The organism is Streptomyces sp. NPDC028722, assembly GCF_040637655.1.
GTDB lineage: Bacteria > Actinomycetota > Actinomycetes > Streptomycetales > Streptomycetaceae > Streptomyces.
This window is the reverse complement of sequence record NZ_JBEZWU010000022.1, coordinates 50051-75069: the sequence shown is the minus strand read 5'-3', so window position 1 is coordinate 75069 and position 25019 is coordinate 50051. Positions and strand designations below refer to the sequence as shown.

Genomic DNA, 25019 nt, shown 5'->3' with positions numbered 1-25019 from the left:
TCCTTCCATGCGATCCACACACGATGCGATGTCCCCGCCCCGCCGGCCGGTGGCGGTTGCGGGCCGTGACGCGGCGGAGCCGGACGGGTACGGGGACCCGCCCGGCTCACGGCCCGCGTTCAGTTCAGCACGATCACCACGACACCGCTGCCGACACCGCTGGGGAAGAAGTTCCCGTTCTGGAAACGGTTGCCGAAGTTGTCGCAGTTGTCGAACCAGCCGTTGCCGCGGTCGAAGCAGCCACGGTTGGTGGGCACGTGGGCCGGGGTGGCTGCCGAGGCCGTGCCCGCCGCGCCGATCGCGGCGCCGCCGGCCAGGAGAACGGCGACCGCGGATCCCGCGAACAGTCGCCTCGCGCGTAGTGGTTTCATGGGCCTGCCTTCCTTCCACGCCCTCGTGAGGTGCTGCCGGTACGGGGGCGATCGCCGCGGCCGTGGTGGGTGCGTGAGCCGCGGATGTAGGTGTTGCCGCGCGGGGCGGGAAGCACGGCCTGCGCCGCGTGGGCGGCCCGCCCCGGTGGACAGGGCACTCGCCGACGTGGGCGCAGCCCCGGTCGCGGCCCTTTCCCTTCACGCTAGCCGCCCGCCGGGGACTCAGCATCTCGGGCGGCGACGGCCCCGGGGCGGGAGCCGGACATGCGGGAGGGGCGGCCGTTCCCGGCCGCCCCTCCCTGTGATCCGCGCGGGTCGCGGACGCGGGTCACCGGCCCGACAGCTCCGCCGCCACCAGCTCCGCGATCTGCACCGCGTTCAGCGCCGCACCCTTGCGCAGGTTGTCGTTGGAGATGAACAGGGCGAGGCCGTTGTCCACCGTCTCGTCGCGGCGGATACGGCCGACGTACGAGGGGTCCTGGCCGGCCGCCTGGAGCGGGGTCGGGATGTCGGACAGGGCGACACCCGGCGCCTTCGCGAGCAGCTCGGTGGCGCGCTCGGGGCTGACCGGGCGGGCGAAACGGGCGTTGACCTGGAGGGAGTGACCGGAGAAGACCGGGACGCGCACACAGGTGCCGGAGACCTTCAGCGCGGGGATCTCCAGGATCTTGCGGGACTCGTTGCGCAGCTTCTGCTCCTCGTCGGTCTCGTTCAGACCGTCGTCCACGAGGTTGCCTGCGAGGGGGAGCACGTTGAAGGCGATGGTGCGCTGGTAGACCTGCGGCTCGGGGAAGTCGACCGCCGCGCCGTCGTGGGTGAGCTTGTCGGCCTCGGCGGCCACCTTCTGCACCTGGCCGTGCAGCTCCGCCACGCCCGCGAGACCCGAGCCGGACACCGCCTGGTAGGTGGCGACGACCAGCGCCTCCAGACCGGCCTCCTCGTGCAGCACCTTCAGCGCCGGCATCGCGGCCATGGTGGTGCAGTTCGGGTTGGCGATGATGCCCTTGGGGCGGTCGGCGACCGCGTGCGGGTTCACCTCGGACACCACCAGCGGAACCTCGGGGTCCATGCGCCAGGCGGAGGAGTTGTCGATCACGACGGCGCCCTGCGAGGCGACCTTCCCGGCCAGCGCCCGGGAGGTCGCGCCGCCCGCGGAGAAGAGCACGATGTCCAGGCCGGTGTAGTCGGCGCTCGCCGCGTCCTCGACCGTCACGCCGTCCAGCACGGTCCCCGCCGAACGGGCCGAGGCGAACAGGCGCAGCTCCGTCACCGGGAAGTCGCGCTCCGTGAGGATCCTGCGCATGACCGTGCCGACCTGACCGGTGGCTCCGACGATTCCGACCCTCACAGCGACTCCCTCTACGTGTCTCTTGCCCGACCGGGGCTTTTCCATCATGCGGCGAACCCCGGCCCACCTGTCCAGTTCTTTGCCGCGCGTGCCCGAGGAGTGGGACACGATTCACCGGCGCACAGTTCCGTACATCCCCCCGGCAACCCCGCTGAGCTGGAGATATTCCGTCCCCGACGGGCCCGCGCCGCAAGCTGTGCTGTCCCGCCCCTGCCCGTCGGGGCTCCGGCCATACGAGGGTGTGACGTACGCCTCTGGACCCGCGCGGCGCCGGCCGAACGTTCCGGCCCGCCGCCGCGTCGTAGGGGCAGACGCGTGAGGGGGTGGCTTGTGCTGCGCGGAAGGGCGCGCCGCGACCAGGGGGCGTACGCCGACGGTACGGACCGTGGCGTCGGCGATCCGCTGGACGCGGCCCAGGAACGCCGGGTGCGGGCGGTGCTCGCGCTCGGCGGAGTGCCGCAGTCGGACCTGCCGGACGGGGTGCAGCAGGTCCGGCTGCGGCTGCTGGAGCGGACCGCGAGCGGCCGCGAGGCACCGCGGGACGTGTCGGCGTGGGCGGCGGTCGTCGCCTCCAACCTGGCCATGGACTGGCACCGGGCGAAACGGCGCCGGGAACGGCTGGGGGAGCGGCTCGTCGCCCTGCACGAGTCCGCGCATCCCTCCGGCGAGGAGACCAGCCTGCTCTCCCTGGCCGTCGCCCGCGGCCTGGACGAACTGCCCGCCGCCCAGCGGCAGGTCGTCGTCCTGCGCTTCTTCGCCGACCTGCCCGTGCGGGACATCGCCGGGGAGCTGGGCATACCGGAGGGCACGGTCAAGAGCAGGCTGCACACGGCGGTCCGCGCGCTGCGCGACCGGCTGCACGAGGACGAGGTGGTGTGACGTGACCGCCGAACACGAGGGCGCGGACGGCGCGCGGGAGTACGGCGGCATGGACGCGCTCATGGCCGCGATCACCGGCGACCCCCTCCCCGAGGAGGCCCACCGGGACCCCGCCTTCCGCACCGGCCGCCGCGCGGCCGAGGCCGACGTGGCCCTCCTGCGCGACCGACTTCACTGGCTGGCCGAGGCACTCACGGGGGAACGGACGAACGGGGGCGCGGCGGCGGGATCCGCGGTGGCGGGACCTGCGGCGGCCGGGGAAGAAGGGGCTCGGTCCGCGGGTGCCGGTGCTCCGGCGACCGGGGCCGCCAGGGCCGCCGGGGACGCGGAGGCTCGCCCTGCGGGCGCCGGGGATCGGCGGAGTCCTACCAGGCCCCCGGGACGGCCGGGGCGGCGGTCGCGGCGGGTGCTGCGGGTCGCGGTCGGTTCGCTCGCCGGCGTCGCGGCTTTCGCCCTGGTCCTCGGCCTCGGCTGGCTGGTGACGCGGGCCGGCGGGGGAGCGGACGACAGTGCCGCCGACTCCGTGGGCAAGGAGGCCCGGAGCGGTGGGCGGCCGGCGGACGCGGAGCGCGAGCTGGCCTGTGCCCGGCTGGTGGTGGAGGGCACCGTGGCGGAGGTGCGGCGGCTGCCGGACTCCCCGGCCGGCCGGATCACGCTGACCGTGCTCCGCTCGTACAAGCCGGCGCACGGCCCGGCCGAGGTCGGCTTCCTGCTGGACGGCGGCACGCGGCCGGCGCCGCGCACGGGACAGCACGTCCTCGTCCGGGTCGGCCGGGGCGAGGAGCAGGCGAGCCTGTGGGCCGTCGGCGACGCCCAGGTGGCCGCCGCCCGCGCCTGGATCACCGACGCCCTGCCCGCCTCCCGCCACCTGCCCTGCCCCTGAGGTCTTTCGTTCGGATCATCCCGGCGTCGCGGAGCCAGGCCGGTGACGTGGCCGGCTGGTGGTGGAGCCGGGCAAGGAGCCGGCGCGGTCGGGAGAAACCAAAGAAGAGGGGCGGGCCTCCGTCAGGATGCCCGCCCCCGCTTGTGTCAGCCCGTTACGGCGTGACCTTGCCGATCTTCACGCTGCCGGTGCCCGCGACGGTGCCGCGGGCGTCGACCAGCTGGACCCGGCCGAAGAACTCCCGGCCGGCCGGGGCCTCGGTGGCGGCCGTGACCTGGCCGGTCACCGTGGCGGAATCGCCCGTGCCGAGCTTGACCGGTGCGGAGCCGTCGACCGTGACGGAGCCGAGCGCGGTGGAGAAGAACACGTCCCGGTAGTCGTAGTCGGTCGAGCCGGACGGGACGGAGTAGCCCGCGACCTGGACGGTGTAGGTGCCGGCGGCCGGGGTCGGCACGGAGACCGCCTCCTCCGAGTCGCCGTCGGCGGACTTGCCGACCTCCTTGCCGGAGGAGTCGTACACCGTCAGGTCGAGGTCGGCCGCCGCGTCCGAGACACCGCCGATGGCGACGTCGAGCGAGGTGGCGCCGGCCGGGACGTCGACCGTGGTGGTCTGCGTCTCGCCTTCCTTGATGGCCGGGCGGGCCGTCTTGGCGGAGCCGAGGGGGCCGCCGGTGAGCTTGCCGTCCAGTGCCGCGTACCTGTTGGTGACCTTCCAGGAGGCGGCGGTCGGCGTGCCGGCCTTGGCCTCGGGGACGGTCACGGTCTCGGGGTCGAAGGCGGCGCCGAGGACGGAGACGTCCAGCCGGTAGGGGTTGTCGAGCAGCGGCGAGGTGCGCCGGGCCTCGACCTCGACCTCCCAGACGCCGGCCTGCGGGTCGGCGTACGCGCGCACGTCCGGCTTGCAGCCGTTGCCGTCCAGGTAGTTGTTGTAGCAGTACGGGGTGCCGGTGTTGTCCGACGGGACGCCGTAGGGGTGGATGGCGACGAACCGGGTCTGGCTCTTGTCCTTGAGCCCGCCGATGGCGACCTCCAGCGACTTCGCGCCCTCGGGGACGGCCAGGAAGTACGACCGCGTGCTGTTGCGCTGCACCGAGTCCGACGCCGAGAAGGCGTAGTGGACCGGGTCGGCGACGACGACCGTGGCGAGGACCTGCTTGTCGATGCCCTCGGTCCGCGGGTCGTCGACCTCCAGGATCGCGCTCTTGATGCCCGCCGACGCCGGGGCCGCCCGGACCTGGACGGTCACCGGCTGGTTCAGCGGCAGCCGCACCACGTCGTCGCCGACGATCCGGAAGGTGTGGCCGGCGTTGTTCTCGAAGTGCAGCTCGTGCCGGACCGCCTGGTCCGGGCCGGAGGTGCGGGTGATGGTGACGTCGTACGTCTTCTTCTGCCCGGCCTTCAGGCCGCCCTCGCGGTCGTACAGGCCGGTGCCGTAGCCCGGGGTCTTCAGGGCGCCGTCGAGCGCGGTGTCGACCGGTGCCTTGACGGTGTAGTCGTGGGCGGCGGCGCCGTCCTCGACCGACTCCCAGGCGTCCCCGACGTTGATGAGGCCCGCACCTTCCTCGTAGGCCTGCACGCCCTTGATGTGGTCGGCGGTCGAGGTCAGGGCCGTGCGCAGCCCGGCGGGCGTCAGGCTGATGCCCTTCTGCTTCGCGGCGGACAGCAGCAGCGCGGAGGCGCCGGTGGCCTGCGGGGAGGCCATCGAGGTGCCCTGGAGCATGGAGTAGCCGGCCGGCAGCGCGTAGCCCGCCTCGGCGACCGGGGAGCCCGGCAGCCAGGTCTGGGTGGTGTTGATGGCGGCGCCGGGCGCGGTCAGGGTCGGGGTGAAGCCGCCGTCCTCACGCGGGCCGCGCGAGGAGAAGGGCATCATCTGGTACTTGGTCTCCACGGCCGAGCCGTAGTTGGCGGCCCAGGTCTGCCTGGAGATGGCCGCGCCGACCGAGATGACCTTGTCGGCCAGGCCGGGGTCGCCGATGGTGTTCGCGCCGGGGCCGGAGTTGCCGGCGGAGATCACGAGCTGGACGCCGTAGGTGTCGATGAGCCGGGTGTACAGCTCGGCGCGCGCGTTGTTGCCGTCGTTCAGCGCGGGCAGGCCGCCGATCGACATGTTGACGATGTCGACGCCGCGCTTGGTGACCAGGTCGATCATGCCCTCGGTGAGGGCGACGTTGGTGCAGCCGCCGGTCCAGGTGCAGGCCCGGGAGGAGACGAGCTTGGCGCCGGGGGCCGCGCCGTTCATCTTCCCGCCGAACAGGCCGTTGGCGGCGGTGATGCCGGCGACGTGGGTGCCGTGCTCGGACTCGATGACACCGATGTTGACGTAGTCGGCCTTGGCGCCCGCGGCGTTGTAGACGACGTCCTTGCGGGTCTCGACCACGAACGGGACCCGTTCGGCGACGTCGGTCGACGGGTCGTCGGTGCCGAAGTAGCCGACCTGGTAACCGTCCTTGTACGGCTTCATCGGCGTGTCGTCGGTGAAGTCCAGGTTGTCGTTCGTGTCGACGCGGACCGTGCCGGCGACCGGGTCGTACAGCACGCCCCAGGCGTCGGTGGTGTCGCCGTCGCGGTTGAGGTCACCCTTCTCGTCGCCGCCCGCGGTGGCGGACTCGTACATGTAGTTGAACTTGTACGAGCCCTCGGGCGCCGTGAACTTCTCGGTGCCCTGGGAGGGGGTGGTGAGGGAGAAGGACGGGCCGGAGACGGCGGTGGTCATGCGCCGCCAGGTGCCGTCGCTGTCGGTGACCGGGTCGGTCGCGGTCACCCAGTCGACGATCTTCCGCTCGCCGGTGGTGGTCTTCTGGAGCGCCGGGTGGCCGAGGTCGATGCCGGAGTCGAGGATGCCGATGGTGATGCCGCGGCCGTCGGCCTTCGGGTGGTCCGCGACGAAGTCGACGGCACCGGTCTCGAAGGAGGGGTTGTACGGGTTCTCCGCCGGGGTCCTGCGGTCCGGGCCCGGGTAAGCGGCCTTGCCGGCCGGTGACTTGGCACCCTGGGGCGTCGGGTCGTCGAGCGGGATCTCCTGCTTGAGGTCGATGGCCCGCACGGTCGGCAGCTTCGCGGCGGAGGCGATGGCCGCGTCCGCCCGGCTCGTCGGGACGGTGGCGCGGACGTAGCCGAGCTTGTCGTCGGTACGGCCGACCAGACCGCCCTGGACCGCGTCCAGTTCCCCGGCGACCTGCTCGGTCTTCCCCGGCGAGGTCGCGATCATCATCGTGACGGTCTTGGCGCCGTCGGCCTTGGCGTCGGCGAGCAGAGCGGCGTCGTCCGGGCCGAGCTTGTCGTCGGCGGACTTGACGCCGGGGCCGGCGGTGGCCGGGGCGGACGGCGTGTCCGCGGCGAGGGCCAGCGGGACGGGTCCGGCCGCGGAGAGGGCGGCCACGACACCCACGGCCATGGCCATGCGGGTCAGGCGTCTCGGGCCGGGTATCGGATCACGCTCGGGCGTGTGGGTCATCGGCATCCCTCAGGTGAAGAAACGAGCGGACGAGAGCGCTCAGCTTCACGCAAGGGCCCGTCCTTGAGGGGCCGTTGACCGAATCGATATGAATATATGGGGAAAACCCGCGATGGGATGTGCACCGGTCCGGCCCGAGTCGTCCGGGTTCCGCTCGGTTCTCCTGGAACAGGCGTAATGCCGGGACGCCTCGGCCCGGTTGCCGCACCCGGCCATCGAGCACCAGCGCCGGGCGCCGTCGCGGGACGTGTCGAAGAAGCACGGGACGCGGCCGGTGCCGGAGCAGGTTCGGACGCGCTTCCGGGGCCCGGGCCGGCAGGTCCGGACGGCCCGCGCGGCGAGCAGGGCCGGCCCCCAGGACGGGTCGGCGAACCCGGGTTCCTCGGGCGGCCGGCAAGGGGGACCGGTCGCCGTGCCGCGGTGACCGGCCCCGGTGTGCCGGCTCCTCCCACCCGACCGTCCGCGAGCGCGAGGCCGCCGACGGGCAACTCCTCCGGTGCGTGCGCCGGTTCCGCCGGCACCGGCCGAAATCCCTCCCCTACCCAGGGAAGTGAACGGGGAGTGACCGGTCTCCGGCGGTCCGCGATCCACTCCATGGCCGCGCCCGGTACCCCGTGATCCACGTACGGTGATCGGCGTCACGCGTTGCCACCGCGTTCACGCGCAGGCCATCCCCGCTGCCAACGATCCATGGTGAGCGGGACGTTCGCGTCCGTGACGGCCCGCGACCACTGCCGACGCGTTCGCACCCGGGGAGATCGCGCCATGTCGCGCACACGCTCTGTCGCCGCCCTTGCCGCAGGGGTCGACCGCCGTACCGTCCTCGCCGCCGCCGCAGCCGTCTCGCTCTCCGCGGGCGCCGGCTACGCCCTCCGCCCCACCGACAGCCGGGCCGCCACCGCCGCCGGGGCGGCGGAGGAAACGCCCGTCGCCCACTCCCGGCAGGCCGCCACCACCCCGCTCGCCCCCTTCACCAAGGGCACCACCGTCGCCTCCGTCGCCACCCCGCGGAACAGCTCCGGCTACCGCCGCCTCGGCGACGGGCCCGGCTGGCAGCGGGTCGTGCGCACCGAGCTGGCGACGCCCGGATCCGGCCGCGCCGCCCGCCGTACGGCCCTCGCCGCGTTCGTGCAGTTCACCGACCTGCACCTGATGGACGTCCAGCACCCGCTGCGCCTGGAGTACCTGCGCTCCCACGACGTGCATGCCTGGCGCCCGCACGAGGCCCTCACCGTGCCCGGCGCCGTCTCCCTCGTGGAGCGGGTCAACGCGCTGCGGGGCGCCCCCGTCACCGGGGCCCCGCTGCACTTCGTGATGACCACCGGCGACAACACCGACAACAACGCCCACTCCGAGCTGGAGTGGTTCATGAAGGTGATGAGCGGGGGCCGCATCACCCCCAACTCCGGTGACCCGAAGCATTACGAGGGCGTGCAGAACAGCGGTCTCCCGCTGTACTGGCAGCCCGGCTCCGGCGCCCGCGACCACGACAAGGCGCTCGGCTTCCCCTACCTGAAGGGCTTCCTGGCCGCCGCGATCCGCGAGGTGCGGAGCCCCGGCCTCGACCTGCCCTGGTACTCCACCGCCGGCAACCACGACGCCCTCCCGCTCGGCTGCTACGGCTCCCACGGCGACCCCTACCTCACCGAGGCGGCCATCGGCGGCCGGAAGCTGCTGAGCGTCCCCGCCGCCGACGCCAAGAAGCTCCAGGACGCCATCAAGAACGCCAAGGACCCCCGGGGCACCGGCTACCGGGACTTCCTCAAGGCCCACGCCCGCTCCATGCGCGCGGTCACGCCGGACGAGAAGCGGGCCCCGTACACCCAGGCGGACTACCTCAAGGCCCATCTGGACCCCGCCCACCAGGGTGCCGGCCCGGTCGGGCACGGCTACTCCTCGGCCAACCTGGACGCGGGCACCCAGTACTACGCCTTCCGTGTCTCCGACGACGTCATCGGCATCAGCCTCGACACCACCGACGCCGGCGGCCACTACGAGGGCTCGATCGGCACCGCCCAGCTGAAGTGGCTCGACAGGACGCTGAAGGAGCACAAGGACTCGTACGCCGTCGTCTTCAGCCACCACACCAGCACGACGATGACCAACACCCGCCCCGACCCGGCCCGTCCGGGCGAGCAGCGGCACGGCGGCGCCGAGGTGATCTCCGTGCTGTCCGCCCACGCCAACGTGCTGGCCTGGGTGAACGGCCACATCCACAAGAACGTCGTCACCCCGCACCGGGCCTCCGGCGGCCGTTCCTTCTGGGAGGTCTCCACCGCCTCGCACGTCGACTTCCCCCAGCTCGCCCGGGTCATCGAACTGGCCGACAACAAAGACGGCACGATCTCCCTGTTCACGACGCTGATCGAGGCCGCCGCCCCGCACCGCACCGATTACGCCGACCTCTCCCAGACCGGCCTCGCCGCGCTCTACCGCGAGCTGTCCTACAACGCCCCCGGCGCCAACAAGGCCCTCGCGGGCCACGCGGCCGACCGGAACACGGAACTGGTCCTCAAGAAGGGCTGAGAATCACTCAACCGGCCCAACCCGCGCAACCCCCGCGCCCCGGCCGCGGTCCCTTCCCGCGACGCACCGGCTCCACTCCCTGGGGGAAGACATGCGCGTATGGACGACTCTGGCGGGCACCGCCGCCCTGCTGCTCTCCGTGGCCCTCGCGGCCCCGGCCGTGGCGGCGGCCGGCCCCGCCCGCCACGGGCACGGCCACGCCGCGACCCGTGAGGCCGTCGAGGCGGTCGTCCGGGAGGGTGTGCCCGGGGTGACCGCCACCGCGCGGGACGCCCACGGCACCTGGTCGGCGACCGCCGGTGTGGGCGACACCCGCACGGGCGCGCCGCGTTCGGCCGCCGACCGCTACCGCGTCGGCAGCATCACCAAGACCTTCGTCGCCACCGTCCTGCTCCAGCTGGAGGCGGAGGGCCGGCTCTCCCTGGACGACACGGTGGACGCGTGGCTGCCGGGCGTCGTCCGCGGCCACGGCCACGACGGCCGCGCGATCACCGTCCGGCAGCTGCTCAACCACACCAGCGGCATCCACAACTACACGGAGGACGAGGAGTTCGCCCGCACCTACTTCCTCAAGGACGGCTTCCTGCGGCACCGCTACGACACGCTCGCCCCGCAGGACCTCGTGGCGATCGCGATGCGGCACGGTCCGTACTTCACGCCGGGCGCGTCCTGGCACTACTCCAACACCAACTACGTCCTGGCCGGCATGGTCATCGCGAAGGTGACGGGCCACCCCTACGCCACGGAGATCCGCCGCCGCATCATCGAGCCCCTGCACCTGACGGCCACCTCCGTCCCCGGTACGAGGGTCACCGTCCCGCGGCCCAGCAGCCGTGCCTACGGCAAGCTCGCCGAGACGGCGACGGGCCCGACGTACGACGTCACGGAGCTCAATCCCTCCCTCGCCTCCTCCGCCGGTGAGATGATCTCCGACTCCGCCGACCTGGACCGCTTCTACAGCGCCCTGCTGCGCGGGAAGCTCCTGCCGCCGCGGCAGCTGACGGAGATGAAGACCACCGTGAAGAGCGACGAGGCGCCCCGCACCGGTTACGGCCTCGGCCTCCAGGAGACCGTGCTGGACTGCGGGGTGCGCGTCTGGGGCCATGACGGCGGCATCCACGGCTCCCTGTCCGACGCGGCGACGACCGAGGACGGCCGGCACTCCCTGGCCCTGAACCTGAACGCGGACTGGACCGGGGACCCGGAGGCGGTGGTGCGGGCGGAGTTCTGCTGACCACCGTCCCGGTCCCCCGGTCCCGCCCCGCCGTTCGGCGCGGGTACCGTGGCAGCGGCCCCGCCCCGAACGGCGGGGCCGGGTCGGCGCATCAGGGGGGATGCCCAGTGGGTCCACGGTCCGGCGGCGGAGACGGAGGACGGCGTGGCGCGGCGGTGGTGGCCGCCCTGCTCGTCGCGGTCGCCGCGCTGCTGCTCGGGGCGTGCGGCACCCTGCGGGCCGGCGCGCCCGGCGGGGCCGCGCACCTGCCGTGGACCACGATGCAGCCCTCCTCGGTCACCGCCGTCCGCGTCGGCGCCGACGACCGCACGCTCAGCGTCGACGTACCCGTGCCCAGTGGCGCCGCGGCCTGCGTGCGGGACCTCAGGGCCGTGGCCACCGACCGGGTGAACGGCGCCGTGTGGGTGCAGGTCACCTACTCCTCCCCGTCGGGGGATCGCGGTTCGGGGTGCACGCGGGAGAAGCCCGCCACCACCCGGGTGAGACTGCCGGAGCCGCTGGGCGGGCTGGACGTGATCGTGGACCACTACACGCACTTCACCCGCCACGGCGCCGGGCCGTCCGCGCTGCGCCTGTGCGGGCGGCTGGGCTGCGACCCGCCGAGGACCGGGTGCACCGCCGGCTCCTACGACCAGGCGGTGCTGGCGGCGGACGTGCCCCACCACACCTACCGGGACGCCGAGCGGTGCGACGGCAAGTGGCTGGTGCTGGACCTCTCGTGGCGCACCGGTCCGGCGTGCGACGACACCTCGGAACCAGGCTGTTCGTCCCGGCTGGGCGCCCGCTGGTTCTTCCGGGCCCGGAAGTCCGGATGGGTGCCGGTCCTGGACGGCGCGGCCGGGGGCTGCCGGGACGTACGGCGCGTGGAGCCCGCGTTCCCGGCCGCCCTGTGCGCGTCGCTGGAGCCGCTGCCCGCCTCGCTGCGTCCGAGTCACCGCCGGTGACCGCCCCGGCCCCCGGTGCTTTGTAGGGTCACCCCGGCCACCGGGGCAGGACCACGACGTACGCGGCCGGATCGCGGTCGCCGGACGCCATGAGCGCCGTCCGCACCACCGCCGCCTGCTGCTCCGGACAGTCCCGGAGCTTCTTCGGGGTGGTGTAGACGACCGTGATCCCCAGCCGTTCCAGGTGCTCGCGCTTGCGGGCGTACTCCGACCACAGCGCGTCGTCGTCCCGGTGGTCCGGCAGGGGGGCGCGCGTGTCCAGTTCGACGGCGACGGCGTGGTCGGGCCAGTAGGCGTCCACGCCGCCCAGGTGCGGTCCGCCGGGCAGGCGCAGGTCGACGTTCCACACCGGGTCGGGCAGCCCGCACTCGCGGACCATCCGGTACAGGCGGTCCTCGGCGGCCGAGCGGCCCTCGGCCACCAGCGAGTCCACCGCGGCCACCACGTGCGCCCGGCCCAGCAGCTTCGCCCGGGTCAGCTCCCGCACCACCGCCACCGGTTCGCAGTGCCCCCCGCGCACCGCCTCGGTCAGCAGCCGCCGTACCGCCTCCGCGTCCGTCAGCTCCGCCACCGCGTCCGCCAGCGCCCGCGGCACCGGCGCCACCGGCAGGCCCGACACCGGGTGCGGCACGGGCAGGTCGGCGGTGCGCAGGACGCGGACGTAGCCCGTGGAACGCAGCCGGCGCAGCCGCGGGACCAGGACGTCCACCCGGTCCAGGGCGTCCGGCGCCGGGGTGTGGGAGAAGCCGTGCAGGGTGAGCGCCGCCAGGCCGGTGAGCACCGCCTCCGCGTACCGGGGCCGGTGCGCCGACGCGGACGTCGGCTGGACGGGTACGGCCTGCGCCGCCGCGCGGGCCGCGTACAGCAGGGCCCCGTGCAGCCGTTCCTCGCCGGTCGGCGGGCCGGGGTGCAGCAGGACGACGTTCGGCAGCAGTTCCCGCCAGGGGCCGCCGGGACGGCACTGCTCGGTCTGCTCGGCCGGTGTCACACCGTGGGCGCGGAGCTGAACCGCCGTCAGCACCCGGCGGTGGACGTCGGAGAGGTGGCTCAGGGAGCGGGGGGAGAGCGGGGCGTCGTGCGTCATGGCGGGGGGATTCCCGCGCCGGGCCCCTCCTCTAACCGCTGTTACACGGCCGTCGAACAATGCGGACAGGACGGGACTAAAGGTCAGGTGTTCGGGTGCCGAGTAGGAACGGGAAACCCCTGGTCCGATCGGGTGCGGACCAGGGGTCACGGTGATGTGTGACCACATCTCGTAACGGTCACCCACCGGGCAGGCTCAGGCCAAGGCTCAGTGGCCGGCCGCCGCCGCGTCGCACTCCTGTGCCCGCAGCGCCCGCGCCAGGTCGTCCCGCGCCTCCAGCACCAGCCGGCGCAGCGCCGGCGCGGCGTCCGCGTGCGCCCGGAGCCACGCGTCCGTCGCCTCCAGCGTCTCCGGGCGGTCCTGGTACGCCGGGAACAGACCCCGCACCACGTCCATGCCGATCTGGATCGACCGCTCCCGCCACACCCGCTCGATCGCCGCGAAGTACAGCTGCGCGTACGGCGCGGTCAGCTCCCGCTGCGACGGCCGGGCGAAGCCCGCGATCGTCGCCTCCACATGCGCGTTCGACAGCGCCTCCGACTCCACCACCTGCGCCCACGCCTGCGCCTTGACCGCCGCCGACGGACGGGCGGCCAGGCAGCGCACCTGGTGCCGCCTGCCGGACGCCGTGTCGTCCCGGGCCAGCTCGGCCGCCAGTTCCCGCTCGCCGGCCACCCCGTGCGCCGCCAGCGGCTCCAGGAACACCCAGCGCAGCTCCTGGTCCACCACCAGGCCGTCGATCCCGGTGGTGCCGTCCAGCAGGTCCCGCAGCAGAGCGAGGTCGCCCTCGGAAGCGGCCACGGCCGCGAAGAACCGCGCCCACGCCAGCTGCTGCTCACTGCCCGGTCCGGCCGCCCGCAGCTCCCGCAGCGCGCCCTCCGCCAGCAGCCGCCCGCCCGTCTCCCGCCACGCCGGCGCCGCGTAGTGCACCAGTGCCGAGTCCGCCCAGGCGTGCAGCATCTGGAGCACACCGATGTCGGACTCGCGGCCCGCGAAGCGCAGCACCAGGGCGATGAAGTCCCGGGCCGGCAGCAGCCCGTCCCGGGTCAGGTTCCACAGCGCCGACCAGCACAGGGCGCGGGCGAGCGGGTCGGTGAGCGCGCCCAGCCGGGCGCGCAGGGTCATCAGCGAGGTCTCGTCGAAACGGATCTTGCAGTAGGTGAGGTCGTCGTCGTTGACCAGCACCAGCTCCGGTGCCTGCTCGCCCGCCAGCTCCGCCACGACCGTCCGGGGACCGGCCACGTCCGTCTCCACGCGCGCGTACCGCTCGAGCACGCCCTGCGGCGTGGTGCGGTACAGGCCCACCGCGACCCGGTGCGGACGCAGTTCGGGATGCGACTCGGCCGCCTCCTGCACCACCGCCAGCTCGGCGATCCGGCCGCCCTCGGTGTCCAGCAGCACCTGCGGGGTCAGCGCGTTCACCCCGGCCGTCTGGAGCCAGGACCGCGCCCAGCCCGACATGTCCCGGCCGCTGGTCTCGGCCAGCACCGACAGCAGGTCGCCCAGGCGCGTGTTGCTGTACGCGTTGCGCTTGAAGTAGCGCCGGGCACCCTCCAGGAACGCGTCCTGGCCGACGTACGCCACCAGCTGCTTCAGCACCGAGGCGCCCTTGGCGTAGGTGATGCCGTCGAAGTTCAGCTTGGCGTCCTGGAGGTCGCGGATGTCCGCGGTGACCGGATGCGTGGACGGCAGCTGGTCCGCCCGGTACGCCCAGGCCTTGCGGCGGTTGGCGAAGGTGACCCAGGCGTCCCGGAAGCGGGTCGCGCCCACGTTCGCGAACGTGCCCATGAAGTCCGCGAAGGACTCCTTCAGCCACAGGTCGTCCCACCAGACCATGGTGACCAGGTCGCCGAACCACATGTGCGCCATCTCGTGCAGGATGACGTTGGCCCGCGCCTCGTACGACGCCTGTGTCACCTTCCCGCGGAAGATGTACTCCTCGCGGAAGGTCACCAGGCCCGGGTTCTCCATCGCGCCGAGGTTGTACTCCGGCACGAACGCCTGGTCGTACTTGCCGAACGGGTACGGGAAGTCGAAGTGGTCGTGGAAGAAGTCCAGGCCCTGCTTGGTGACCAGGAAGACGTCGTCCGCGTCGAAGTGCGGCGCCAGCCCCCTGCGGCACATCGCGCCGAGCGCGATCTCCAGCTTCGTGCCGTCCTCGAAGGTCCGCGTGTAGGAGTCCGTCACATAGTGGTACGGGCCCGCCACCACACAGGTGATGTACGTCGAGATCGGCTTGGTCTCCGCGAACCGCCACACCCCGTCGGCGAGTTCACCGGCACCGTTGCTCCACACCGTCCAGCCCTCGGGTGCCCGCACCTCGAAGCGGTACGGCGCCTTCAGGTCGGGCTGTTCGAAGTTCGCGAAGACCCGGCGGGCGTCGGCCGGCTCGTACTGGGTGTACAGGTAGACCTCGCCGTCCTCCGGGTCGACGAAGCGGTGCAGGCCCTCACCGGTGCGCGAGTAGGCGCACCGGGCGTCCACCACCAGCTCGTTCTCCGCGGCCAGGTCCTCCAGCAGGATCCGGGAGCCGTCGAAGACCTCGCCCGGGTCCAGGTCCCGGCCGTTGAGCGAGACGGCCGTGACGCCGGGGGCGATCAGGTCGGCGAAGCTCGCCGCGCCCGGCTCCGCGCAGCGGAAGCGGACGGTGGTCACCGAGCGGAACGTGCGCGGCTCGCCGCCGTCGTCACCGACGGCGGACCGGATGTCGAGGAACACGTCGTACCCGTCGACGGACAGCAGGGCGGCCCGCTCCCGGGCCTCGTCGCGGGACAGATTCTCACCGGGCACGGACGGCACTCCCTTGTGATCGCGTGATGGTGGCGGAACAGGACCGATCCTGCCATGCGGTCCTGACGGCGGACAGCGGGGAATGCGACGGGCGGTGACCTCGTTGTCCAGGCAAACGACGTCCGTCCAAGGAGCCTTCCGTGTCCGAGACCGCCAGCCCGTCCGGCAAGACCCCCGTCGACTTCTGGTTCGACCCCCTGTGCCCGTGGGCCTGGATGACCTCCCGGTGGGTGCTCGAGGTGGAGAAGGTCCGCGACATCGAGGTCCGCTGGCACCTCATGAGCCTCGCCGTGCTCAACGAGGACAGGCTCGACGAGCTGCCCGAGGAGTACCGCGACCTGCTTCGGACCAAGGCGTGGCCGCCGGTGCGCGTGGTCACCGCGGCCTGGCAGAAGCACGGCGCCGACGTCCTCGGCCCGCTCTACACCGCGCTCGGCACCCGCATCCACAACAACGAGGAGGGCCCGACCCTGGAGGCGATCGCCGGCGCGCTCGCCGACGTGGGCCTGCCCGCCGAGCTGATCGACTACGCCGGCCAGGAGGACTTCGAGTTCGACGCCGAGCTGCGCGCCTCCCACAAGGAGGGCATCGAGAAGGTCGGCCAGGACGTCGGCACCCCGGTCATCGCGGTCCCCGGCCCCGACGGCGAGCAGATCGCCTTCTTCGGCCCGGTCGTCACCCCCGCGCCGCAGGGCGAGGAGGCGGCCCGCCTGTGGGACGGCACGCTCGCCGTGGCCTCCGTGCCGGGCTTCTACGAGATCAAGCGGTCCCGGACGAAGGGCCCCGACTTCAGCAACCTGTGACACCGGTGACGGGCCCGGTCCGCGGCCGGGCCCGTTCCCGCGCCCCGGCCAGCAGCTCCAGGTGCTCCGCGTAGCCCTGTGCGTAGTACGCCGCCCGGTACGGGTCGGGGTCGACCAGCCGGGTGGGCCGCGTCCACGCCCCGGCGTCCACCGGCACGCCGTACCGCCCGGCCGCCGCCAGCACCGCGCCCCGCGCGCCGACCTCACCCTCCACCACCCGCAGCGGCCGGCCCAGCACGTCGGCCAGCAGCTGTGTCCAGGCCGGGCTGCGGGTGCCGCCGCCGCACACCGCGAGCGTCCCGGTCAGACCCGCCGCCGCCAGACAGTGCCGGGCCGCGTAGCCGATGCCCTCGCAGGTGGCCCGGACCAGGTCGGCGGGGCGCGTCTCCAGGGACACACCGAGCAGGTCGGCTCGCAGCCCCGGCTCCACGAACGGCGCCCGTTCGCCGGAGGGCGCGAAGTACGGCAGCACGCGCACCCCGGCCGAGCCGGGCGGCGCCTCGGCGAGCAGGGCCTCCAGCTCCTGGTGGCGGGCGCCCGTCGTGGCCAGCACCCAGTCCAGGGCCGCCGTGCCGACCATCGCGGGCATCGCGCGCAGCCGGTGGCCCGGCCGGTCGGTGGAGATGTACAGGCCGGCCGGTTCGCCGCCGAGGTCCAGCCCGGTGGTGACGACCAGGCTCGCCAGACAGGTGCCGACGATCAGCAGCCCGTCGCCGGGCGCGGTGACCCCCGCGCCCAGCGCGCAGGCGGCCAGGTCGTACGGTCCGTTCGCCAGCGGCGTCCCGGCGGGCAGCCCCTCGCCGGCCGCCCCGCCGGCCGCGACCGGGTCGCCGATCTCCGGCAGCAGCTCCCGCCGGTGGCTCAGCCCGAGCAGCTCCAGCACCCCGTCGTCGTAGGACCGGGTGCGCGGGTCCAGGAACGGCATCGACGCGTCGGACACGTCCGTCACCGCCCGCCCGGCGCCGGTCAGCCGCTGGAAGACCAGGTCCTTGCAGCACACGGCCGCCGCGGCCCGGTCCAGGGCGGCCGGCTCGTGCCGGTCCAGCCAGGCCAGCAGCGGACCCGGGCTGCCCGGGAACAGCGCGCCGCCGGTGCGCCGGAAGACGGCCTCGACGGTGCCGTCCGCCAGCCAGCGGTCCACCAGCTCGTGCGCCCGGCCGTCCATCCAGGAGATCGCCGCCCGCACCGGCCGGCCCGCCGCGTCCACCAGCCACAGCCCGTCGCCCTGCCCGGTCAGCCCGGCCAGCTCCACGGGCTCCGGCACCCGCGCGATCAGCGCCTCCAGCATGGCGGTGACGGCCGCGTACACCTCGTCCGCGTCCTGCTCCACCGCCCCGCCGCGCAGGTCGAGCCGCACCGGGCGGGCCTCCACGGCCAGCGCCCGGCCGGAACGGTCGAAGGCCGCGGCCTTCACCAGGGACGTGCCCACATCGATCCCGACGAACATGACACCCCTCCTCCCTCTCGTGTGCCGGGCCCGTTCAGGTCAGGCAGTGCGCGAGCGGCTCCCCGCGCACCCAGCGGCCCACCTCGGCCGCCGCGATCCGCGCGGCCTTCTGCGCCACCGCCCGGCTCGCCCCGCCCAGATGCGGGGTGAGCACGACCCGGCCGGCGAGCGGACGCAGCCGCGAGTCGGGCGGGAGCGGCTCGCGGGCGTAGGTGTCCAGGGCCGCCGCCGACAGCCGCCCCTGCCCGAGCGCGTCGCACAGCGCGTCCTCGTCCAGCAGCGGACCCCGGGCCGCGTTGACCACCACCGCGCCCGGCGGCAGCAGCGCCAGCTCGCGGGCGCCGATCAGACCGCGGGTCTCCTCGGTGAGCCGGGCGTGCAGACTGATCACGGCCGAGCGGCGCAGCAGGTCGTCCAGGGAGGTCAGCCGCAGCCCGTGCACCTCGCCGCGCACATACGGGTCGTACACCATCACCCGCGCCCCGAACGCGCACAGCACCCGGGCGACCCGGCTGCCGACCGCGCCGTAGCCGACGAGCCCGACGGGCAGGTCCTCCAGCTCCAGACCGCTGTGCTCGTACGTGTAGTACGTCGCTCCCGCCCAGCTTCCCTGCCGGGCCAGCAGGTCGTGGGCCTGCGGGATGCGGCGCAGGGCGGCGAGCAGCAGGCCGACGGTGAACTCGGCGGTGGCGGCGGCGTTGCGGCCGGGCGCGAAGCACACCAGCACGCCGTGCCGCCGTGCCGCGTCCAGGTTGACGTTCACCGGGCCGCCCCGGCAGACGACGACCAGCCGCAGCGCCGGGCAGGCTTCGAGGACCCGCTCGGTGACCGGTCCCATCTGGGTGACCAGGACCTGCGCGCCGTCGAGCGCGCCGATCAGCTCCTCCTCGGCGTCGCTGGCCTCGCTCACCTCGGCGACCGGCCCGAACGGTTCCAGCGGCCAGCCGAGCGTCAGCTCCCGCGTCTCGACGTCGGTCTCCTCCGCCAGGGCGCGGGTGATCAGGGACGGCAGGACGAAGTGGTCGCCGGCGGCCACCACACGTACGGCACCGTTGGTCATCGCAGTGAATCTCCTGTCTCGGCGTCGAAGACATGGACGAGCCCGGCCGCCACCCGGACCTGTTCGTCGTGGGCGAGGCGCACCCCGGGCCCGGTGAGGACCACCAGGTGCCGTGCCACCCCGGCGAGGGCGAGGGTGGCGATGCCGGACTCCAGCAGGGGTTCGTGGGCGACGACCCGGGCGGGGATGCCGTCGGCGCCGGTCAGGCCCAGGTCCTCGGGGCGGATGCCGGCCACCACCGGCCGGCCCGCCGGCACCGCCGCCGGCAGCGGGACGCGCACCCCTGGGGACAGCCGGGCGTGGCCGTCGCCGTCGGCGACGCCGGGCAGCAGGTTGATCGCGGGTTCGCCGACGAAGTCCGCCACGAATGTGGTGGCGGGACGGTCGTAGATCTCGTACGGGGTGCCGAGCTGCTGGACGACGCCGTCCCGCATGACGGCGATCCGGTCGGCCAGGGACAGCGCCTCCTCCTGGTCGTGGGTGACGAGGATGGTGGTGTGGCCCAGGTCCCGCTGGATGCGCTTGAGTTCGCGGCGGGTGCTGTCGCGCTGGGCGGCGTCCAGGTGGGACAGCGGCTCGTCCAGCAGGAGGACGTCCGGTTCCCGGATCAGGGCGCGCGCCAGGGACACGCGCTGTTTCTGCCCGCTGGACAGGCCGGCCGGGCGGGCGTCGAGGACGTCGGTGAGGCCGACCCGCTCGGCGATCCGGGCGACCCGGCGCCGCACGTCGTCCCGGTCGCTCCCGCGGCGGGCCCGCAGTCCGAACGCCAGGTTCTCCGCGACGGTGAGCGGCGGATACAGGGCGTAGTTCTCGAAGGCCACCCCGACGTTCCGCCGCTGTGCCGGCCGGTCGGCCACGGAGGCGCCGCCGACCAGGATGTCGCCGCCGGTCACCGGTTCCAGACCCGCGATCATCCGCAGGGTCGTGGACTTCCCGCAGCCCGACGGGCCCAGCAGGCCGAGCAGTTCCCCGGAGTCCAGGCGCAGGTCGATGCCCCGGACCGCCTCCACCGGCGGGCGGCCCCGCGGCCGGTAGGTCTTGCGCAGCTCACGTAACTCCAGCGCGGTCATCGCCCTCCCTCGTGCCGGTGGCGCACACCTCGTAGCGCACCTTGTGCTCGTCCAGGTCGCGCAGTGCCTCCGGGGTGGCGCCGTCGTCCACCAGCAGCAGGTCGAAGCGGGAGAGCGGGGCGACCCGGTGCAGGGCGACCCGGCCCAGCTTGGTGTGGTCGGCCAGCAGCAGGGTGCGGGCGGCCGAGTCGAGCATGGCCCGCTTCACGGACACGATGTGCTGCTCCTGGTGGTAGGCGTGGCCGCCGTGCACCCCGGAGGTGGACACGAACCCGACGTCGACGCGCAGTTGCCCGACCGCGTCCACGCAGGACACCCCGAGGAAGGAGGAGTGCAGCCGGTCGTAGTCGCCGCCGAGCGCGACCAGGTGGATGCCCCGCCGGCCGGCGAGCAGGTTGACGGCCTCCAGGAAGTTGGTGACGACGGTCAGCGGGGTGATCTCCCCGGACCGCAGCAGGCGGGCTATCTCCAGGGTGGTGGTGGAGTCGTCGAGCAGGATCGCCATGCCGGGCTCGATGTGCCTCAGGGCGTGCGCGGCGAGCGCGGCCTTCTGCGCGCGCATGGTCTTCAGCCGGTACTGCACGTTCGACTCGAACACCCCGGAGGGCTGCGCGGTCACCCCGCCGCGGAACTTCCGCACGATGCCCTGCCGTTCGAGTTCGTCCAGGTCGCGGTGGATGGTCATCAGGCTCACCCCGAACCGCTCGGCCAGTTCGGCCGCGCTCGCCGAGCCCTCGGCGAGGACGCGTTCGGCCAGGGCGGCCTGCCGGGCCGCGGGTCCCTGCTGTGCACCGCTGCTGCTCATCTCTGCTCTATCCGTCGTCCTGGGCGCTGTGGCCGGTCGGCCTCGAACACCAGCAGGTTCTCAGGCCGGACGGCCGGGCGGACCGGGTCGTCGGGACGCAGTCCGGCCGCCTCGGCGCGGTCCGCGACGAACGACAGGTGCTGGGCGCCGATCCGCACGGTCACCTCCACGGACCGGCCGAGCACCTCGGTGACGTACACGCTCCCGGCGATCCGGTGTCCGCCGCCGGTCAGCGACACGTCCCGGGGCCGCACCCCGACCAGCACCCCGGTGCCGGCGGCGGCCCGCACCGGCAGCGGCAGGGTGAGCGCCCCGTCCGCCGACCGGAAGTCCCCGGACTCGGTGACCACTCCCGGCAGCAGGTTGATCCGGGGCCGGCCGAAGGCCCGCGCGACCTCGGTGTCGTACGGCCGGTACCAGATGTCCTCCGGGGCGCCGGTCTGCACGATGCGGCCGCCGCGGATGACCCCGATCCGGTCGCCCAGCGCCAGCGCCTCCACGGAGTCGTGGGTGACGTACAGGGTGGTGGTACGCCGGACGGCGCCGATCGCCTTCAGCTCGGCCCGCATCCGCTGGCGCAGCTTGGCGTCGAGGTGGGACAGCGGCTCGTCCAGCAGGAACGCGCGGGCCGGGCGGACCAGCACCCGGCCGAGCGCGACCCGCTGCCGCTGCCCGTTCGACAGCTGGCCGGGGGAGCGGTCCAGCAGGCCGCTGATGCCGAGGAGTTCGGCGACGGCACCGACCCGGTCGCGGGCCTCGGCGGCGGGCAGCCGGTGGCGCGGGGAGCGCAGCGGCGAGACCAGGTTGTCGTACACGGACCGGTGCGGGTACAGGGCGTAGCTCTCGAAGCACATGGCCACGCCCCGGTCGTAGGGCTCCACGTCCCGCATGTCCCGGCCGCCGATCTCGACCGTGCCGGCGTCCGGCCGTTCCAGCCCGGCGACCGTCTTCAGGGTGGTCGTCTTGCCGGCGCCCGACGGCCCGAGCAGGCAGAAGAACTCGCCCTCCCGTACGTCGAGTGCGACCCCGTCCAGGGCGCTGGTCCGGCCGTACGACTTGCGTACGTCGCGCAGGGTGATGCTCATGACTTGACCGCCCCGAACGACAGCCCGCGCACCAGGTAGCGCTGGATGGTCAGCGCCAGCAGCAGCGGCGGGACGACGGAGACGAGGGCGGCAGCGGCCGTGAGGTTGTAGCGGGGGCGGTCGCCGCCGAGGAAGGACAGCGCGCCCACGGTCACCGTCTGGGCCTCGCGGGAGGTGAGGATCAGCGGGAAGACGAAGTTGTTCCAGGCGAAGATGAACGCCAGCAGCGACACGGCGGCGACGCCCGGCCTGACCAGCGGCAGGGCGACCCGGAAGAACGCCTGCCGGCGCGTGTACCCGTCGAGCAGGGCCGCCTGCTCCAGCTCCGGGGTCAGGTCGGCGAAGTACGACCGCATGATCCACACCACCAGCGGCAGGGTGACCAGCTGGAGCACCCACACCATGCCGACGTACGTGTCGAACAGGCCCAGCTTCTGGTAGAGCACGAACAGCGGAATGATGACGGTCAGTTCGGGGGCGAAGCGGAACGACAGCAGCGTGAACATCAGGTTCTCCGAGCCCTTGAACCGCCAGCGCGCCGAGGCGTACGCGGCCGGCAGCCCGACCACCAGCGACAGCGCGACCGCGCCCACCGACACCACCAGGCTGTTGACGAAGAACCGGGTGAACGGGATGCCCTCGCTGTCACCCAGCACCGTCCGGTACGACTCCAGGGTCGGCGTGAAGGAGAAGTAGGTGCTGAACAGCTGGTCGGCCGGTTTCAGGGACAGGACCACCATCCAGGCGACCGGGAACAGCGCGAAGACGAAGTAGAGGATCAGGGCGGCGTCCGCGAGCCACCCGGGCAGGCGTCTTCTCACCCGGACACCTCCGCCGCCCCGCGCTGGATCCGCCCCAGGCGCCGCACCAGCACCATCGCCGCCAGGTACACCACGGCCCACAGCACGATCGTGTAGCTGATCCCGAACGAGTACCGCTGGAACCGGATCGCCTCCAGATAGGCCCGGATCTGGAGCACCATGGTGGAGTCCCCGGGGCCGCCCTCGGTGAGGGCGTAGATGATGTCGAAGACCTTCAGCGAGTCCATGAAGCGGAAGATCACGGCGACCAGGACGTACGGCCACAGCATCGGCAGGGTCAGCCGCCGCAGGGTGTACCACCGGCCGGCCCCGTCCACCGCCGCCGCCTCGAACGGGGAGCCGGGCAGCGACCGCAGCCCCGCCAGCGCGAGGACCGCCACGAACGGGGTGTACACCCACACGTCCACGGCGATCGACGACAGCAGCGCCCCCGCCGGTGTGTCCGTCCACTGCACCCCGCCCAGACCGAACGGCCGCAGCAGATGGTTGACCACCCCCACGGACGGCTGGAGCATCAGCTTCCAGATGATCGCCGCGATCACCGGCGCGATCATCAACGGCAGGATCAGGATCTTCTCCAGGACCCGGCCCACCGGGGAGGAACGGTGCAGCAGCAGGGCGACGGACACCCCGAGCACGGTCTCCGCACCGGCCGCGCCGACCGCGTACAGCACGGTCACCCACGCCGAGTTCCAGAAGGCGTCCTGGGTCAGGAGCGTCGCGTAGTTGTGCAGCCGCACCAGGTCCGGCTGCGGCTTCGCCGCCGAGAAGTCGAACAGGGTGTAGTACAGGCCGAGCGCGAACGGGTAGAGGATCCCGCAGGTCAGCAGCAGCGCCGGCAGCACGAGCAGGTACGGCCGCAGCCCAGGGCGCCGGCGCATCAGCCGGCCTTCGTCTTCAGGTCACCGGCCAGCCCGTCCAGCACGGACCGGGCGCCCTTCCCGCCGTAGATCTCCTGGAGGGCCGCCGCCCAGCTGGTGGTGGTGTCGAAGAACTGCGCCTGCGGGGTGAACTGGATCCGCGTCCGGCCGGCGACCGTCTCGAAGGTCTCCAGGAAACCGGGGAGGTGCCGCATCCGGTCCTTGTAGGCGCCGTCCTGGCTGACCGACCGGCGCACGGGGTCGATGTGGTTGCCGGTGAGGGCGGCCCTGCGCAGGTGCTCCCGGCCGGTGGCCCACTGGAGGAACAGCCAGGCGGCGCTCTTGCGCCGGCTCCGGGAGTTCATGCCGAGCGACCAGACCCACATGTTGGTGGCGAGCGAGCCGTCCGGTCCCTTCGGCCCCGGATGGAAGGCGATCTGCCCGGAGGCGGGGCTCGCGCCCTTCACGGCCTGGAAGTAGGCGGCCGTGTCGGCGTCGAAGAGCATCCCGGCCTTCTGCGCCCCGAGGTCGCTGGAGCACTGGTACCAGGTGTACGACGTCCAGGACGGCGGCCCGCCCCGCCGCACCATGTCCGCCCAGTCCTCGGTGAAGGCGACCGCCCGGGGGGAGTTCATGGCGGGCGTGAGCCTGCCGCCCTCGACGGTGAAGTCGCGCAGGCCGTTGCGGGCGTACATCGTCATGAACCCGGGGTGGATGGTGGCCCAGCTCCGTGAGCCGCGCACCGCGATCCCGTACATCCCGTCGAACCCGGCGCCGGGCGCCTTCCGCTTGATCACCCCGGCCAGCTCGCGCAGTTCCTCGAAGGTCTCGGCCGGTCTGAGCCCCAGCTTGCGGAAGACCCCGGTGTGGTAGGCGACCACGTTGGTCTCCCAGCCCCACGGCAGCGCGTACTGCCCGCCCCGGCCCAGCGGTTCGCCCGCCTTCAGCGACCACCGGCCGGCCTGGAGGAGGTGGGGGAAGAAGTCCGACCGGTCCCATTCGGCGGCGGTGGCCGAGGAGTTGCGCATCCAGGGGCCCAGGTCCTCCAGCCAGCCCGGCGGCCCGTACTGCCACACCATGTAGGCGCCGAGCATGAACACGTCGTAGGAGGCGCGTCCGCTGGACAGGTCGACGGTGAGCTTGTCGAAGTAGTTGTCCTCGGGGAAGACGTCGTACGTCACCTCGATGCCGGTCTTCTCGGTGAACGACCTCAGGTCGGCGATCAGGGCGTCGGTGTAGGGGTGCTTGTTCAGCAGCGCCTTGACGGTCGTGCCCTTCTCCCGCTTCCAGTCGAAGGACCCGGTGACGTCGTCCGCGGCCGAACCGCCGCCCTTGTCCTGCCGGCCGCCCCCGAACCCGGTGCCGCAGGCGGAGAGCAGCGGGGTGGCGGCGAGGGTGCCGGTGAGCGCGAGGAAGCGTCTGCGGTCGTGCACGTGCCTGTCCATCCGGGACCTCCGTCGGTGGGGCGGTGGGGTCGGGCGGTCAACCGTGCGAGTCGGCTCGACAACAGAGCGTGTAACGGGGACGGAAGACCGTCAATCCCTTGCGCACGGGG

General features: G+C 73.3%; 19 protein-coding genes and 1 pseudogene. 6 read left to right on the top strand and 14 right to left on the bottom strand.

The window, feature by feature from the left end; all coding sequences use genetic code 11:
- Positions 1–119 precede the first annotated feature (119 nt).
- Together AB0F03_RS28200 and AB0F03_RS28195 are read right to left on the bottom strand one after the other, a co-directional pair.
- Entirely contained in the window at positions 120–371 is a 252-nt protein-coding gene (locus AB0F03_RS28200) for a hypothetical protein (RefSeq protein WP_361996828.1), read from the bottom strand.
- Positions 372–699: 328 nt separating this feature from the next.
- Positions 700–1719, bottom strand: coding sequence for an aspartate-semialdehyde dehydrogenase (locus AB0F03_RS28195; RefSeq protein WP_361996826.1), 1020 nt, complete (start codon positions 1717–1719; stop codon positions 700–702).
- A gap of 330 nt (positions 1720–2049) precedes the next feature.
- Here AB0F03_RS28195 and AB0F03_RS28190 point away from each other — a divergent pair, with 330 nt between their 5' ends.
- On the top strand, positions 2050–2598 hold the full coding sequence (locus AB0F03_RS28190) for a sigma-70 family RNA polymerase sigma factor (RefSeq protein ID WP_361996906.1): 549 nt from the start codon (positions 2050–2052) through the stop codon (positions 2596–2598).
- 1 nt (position 2599) lies between these two features.
- Positions 2600–3481 carry a hypothetical protein gene (locus tag AB0F03_RS28185; RefSeq protein ID WP_361996824.1) on the top strand — a complete coding sequence of 294 codons (882 nt, stop codon included), beginning with the start codon at positions 2600–2602 and terminating at the stop codon, positions 3479–3481.
- Between the two features lie 154 nt (positions 3482–3635).
- Here AB0F03_RS28185 and AB0F03_RS28180 read toward each other — a convergent pair whose 3' ends face one another.
- On the bottom strand, positions 3636–6935 hold the full coding sequence (locus AB0F03_RS28180) for a S8 family serine peptidase (RefSeq protein ID WP_361996822.1): 3300 nt from the start codon (positions 6933–6935) through the stop codon (positions 3636–3638).
- Positions 6936–7091: 156 nt separating this feature from the next.
- Positions 7092–7232 (bottom strand): annotated as a pseudogene (locus AB0F03_RS28175) (CGNR zinc finger domain-containing protein); the annotation flags it as partial.
- A gap of 468 nt (positions 7233–7700) precedes the next feature.
- On the opposite strand from AB0F03_RS28175, the gene AB0F03_RS28170 reads away from it, so the two are divergent.
- From AB0F03_RS28170 to AB0F03_RS28160, 3 genes are all read left to right on the top strand, one after another.
- Entirely contained in the window at positions 7701–9461 is a 1761-nt protein-coding gene (locus AB0F03_RS28170) for a TIGR03767 family metallophosphoesterase (RefSeq protein WP_361996820.1), read from the top strand.
- A gap of 91 nt (positions 9462–9552) precedes the next feature.
- Positions 9553–10695 (top strand): serine hydrolase domain-containing protein, encoded by a 1143-nt coding sequence (locus AB0F03_RS28165; RefSeq protein ID WP_361996818.1) that lies wholly within the window; start codon positions 9553–9555, stop codon positions 10693–10695.
- A gap of 155 nt (positions 10696–10850) precedes the next feature.
- Positions 10851–11639, top strand: coding sequence for a hypothetical protein (locus AB0F03_RS28160; RefSeq protein WP_361996816.1), 789 nt, complete (start codon positions 10851–10853; stop codon positions 11637–11639).
- Positions 11640–11667: 28 nt separating this feature from the next.
- Here the strand turns inward: AB0F03_RS28160 and AB0F03_RS28155 are convergent, their stop codons facing one another.
- Positions 11668–12723, bottom strand: coding sequence for a hypothetical protein (locus AB0F03_RS28155; protein WP_361996814.1), 1056 nt, complete (start codon positions 12721–12723; stop codon positions 11668–11670).
- 207 nt (positions 12724–12930) lie between these two features.
- Positions 12931–15513: an aminopeptidase N gene (pepN, locus tag AB0F03_RS28150; protein WP_361996812.1), complete on the bottom strand. Its 2583-nt coding sequence runs from the start codon at positions 15511–15513 to the stop codon at positions 12931–12933.
- A gap of 140 nt (positions 15514–15653) precedes the next feature.
- On the opposite strand from pepN, the gene AB0F03_RS28145 reads away from it, so the two are divergent.
- On the top strand, positions 15654–16316 hold the full coding sequence (locus AB0F03_RS28145) for a DsbA family protein (protein ID WP_361996810.1): 663 nt from the start codon (positions 15654–15656) through the stop codon (positions 16314–16316).
- On the opposite strand, the gene AB0F03_RS28140 is transcribed toward AB0F03_RS28145, so the two are convergent.
- From AB0F03_RS28140 to AB0F03_RS28105, 8 genes are read right to left on the bottom strand one after another with little or no spacing between them, the layout of a single operon-like run.
- Positions 16303–17763 (bottom strand): FGGY-family carbohydrate kinase, encoded by a 1461-nt coding sequence (locus tag AB0F03_RS28140; protein ID WP_361996808.1) that lies wholly within the window; start codon positions 17761–17763, stop codon positions 16303–16305. The genes AB0F03_RS28145 and AB0F03_RS28140 overlap by 14 nt on opposite strands.
- Positions 17764–17797: 34 nt before the next feature.
- The gene (locus AB0F03_RS28135; protein WP_361996807.1) at positions 17798–18823 is read right to left on the bottom strand and encodes a 2-hydroxyacid dehydrogenase; all 1026 of its coding nucleotides are present in this window, start codon (positions 18821–18823) and stop codon (positions 17798–17800) included.
- Positions 18820–19893, bottom strand: coding sequence for an ABC transporter ATP-binding protein (locus AB0F03_RS28130; protein ID WP_361996805.1), 1074 nt, complete (start codon positions 19891–19893; stop codon positions 18820–18822). Before AB0F03_RS28130 ends, AB0F03_RS28135 begins: the two co-directional genes overlap by 4 nt.
- Complete coding sequence (locus AB0F03_RS28125) at positions 19871–20698, bottom strand: DeoR/GlpR family DNA-binding transcription regulator (RefSeq protein WP_361996803.1); 828 nt, start codon at positions 20696–20698, stop codon at positions 19871–19873. The genes AB0F03_RS28130 and AB0F03_RS28125 overlap by 23 nt, the downstream gene beginning before the upstream one ends.
- The gene (locus tag AB0F03_RS28120; RefSeq protein WP_361996801.1) at positions 20695–21783 is read right to left on the bottom strand and encodes an ABC transporter ATP-binding protein; all 1089 of its coding nucleotides are present in this window, start codon (positions 21781–21783) and stop codon (positions 20695–20697) included. The genes AB0F03_RS28125 and AB0F03_RS28120 overlap by 4 nt, the downstream gene beginning before the upstream one ends.
- A complete protein-coding gene (locus AB0F03_RS28115) occupies positions 21780–22604 on the bottom strand; it encodes a carbohydrate ABC transporter permease (protein ID WP_361996799.1) in 825 nt (274 codons plus the stop codon). The genes AB0F03_RS28120 and AB0F03_RS28115 overlap by 4 nt, the downstream gene beginning before the upstream one ends.
- Entirely contained in the window at positions 22601–23485 is an 885-nt protein-coding gene (locus AB0F03_RS28110) for a sugar ABC transporter permease (protein ID WP_361996797.1), read from the bottom strand. Before AB0F03_RS28110 ends, AB0F03_RS28115 begins: the two co-directional genes overlap by 4 nt.
- On the bottom strand, positions 23485–24909 hold the full coding sequence (locus AB0F03_RS28105; protein ID WP_361996795.1) for an extracellular solute-binding protein: 1425 nt from the start codon (positions 24907–24909) through the stop codon (positions 23485–23487). Before AB0F03_RS28105 ends, AB0F03_RS28110 begins: the two co-directional genes overlap by 1 nt.
- Positions 24910–25019 lie beyond the last annotated feature (110 nt).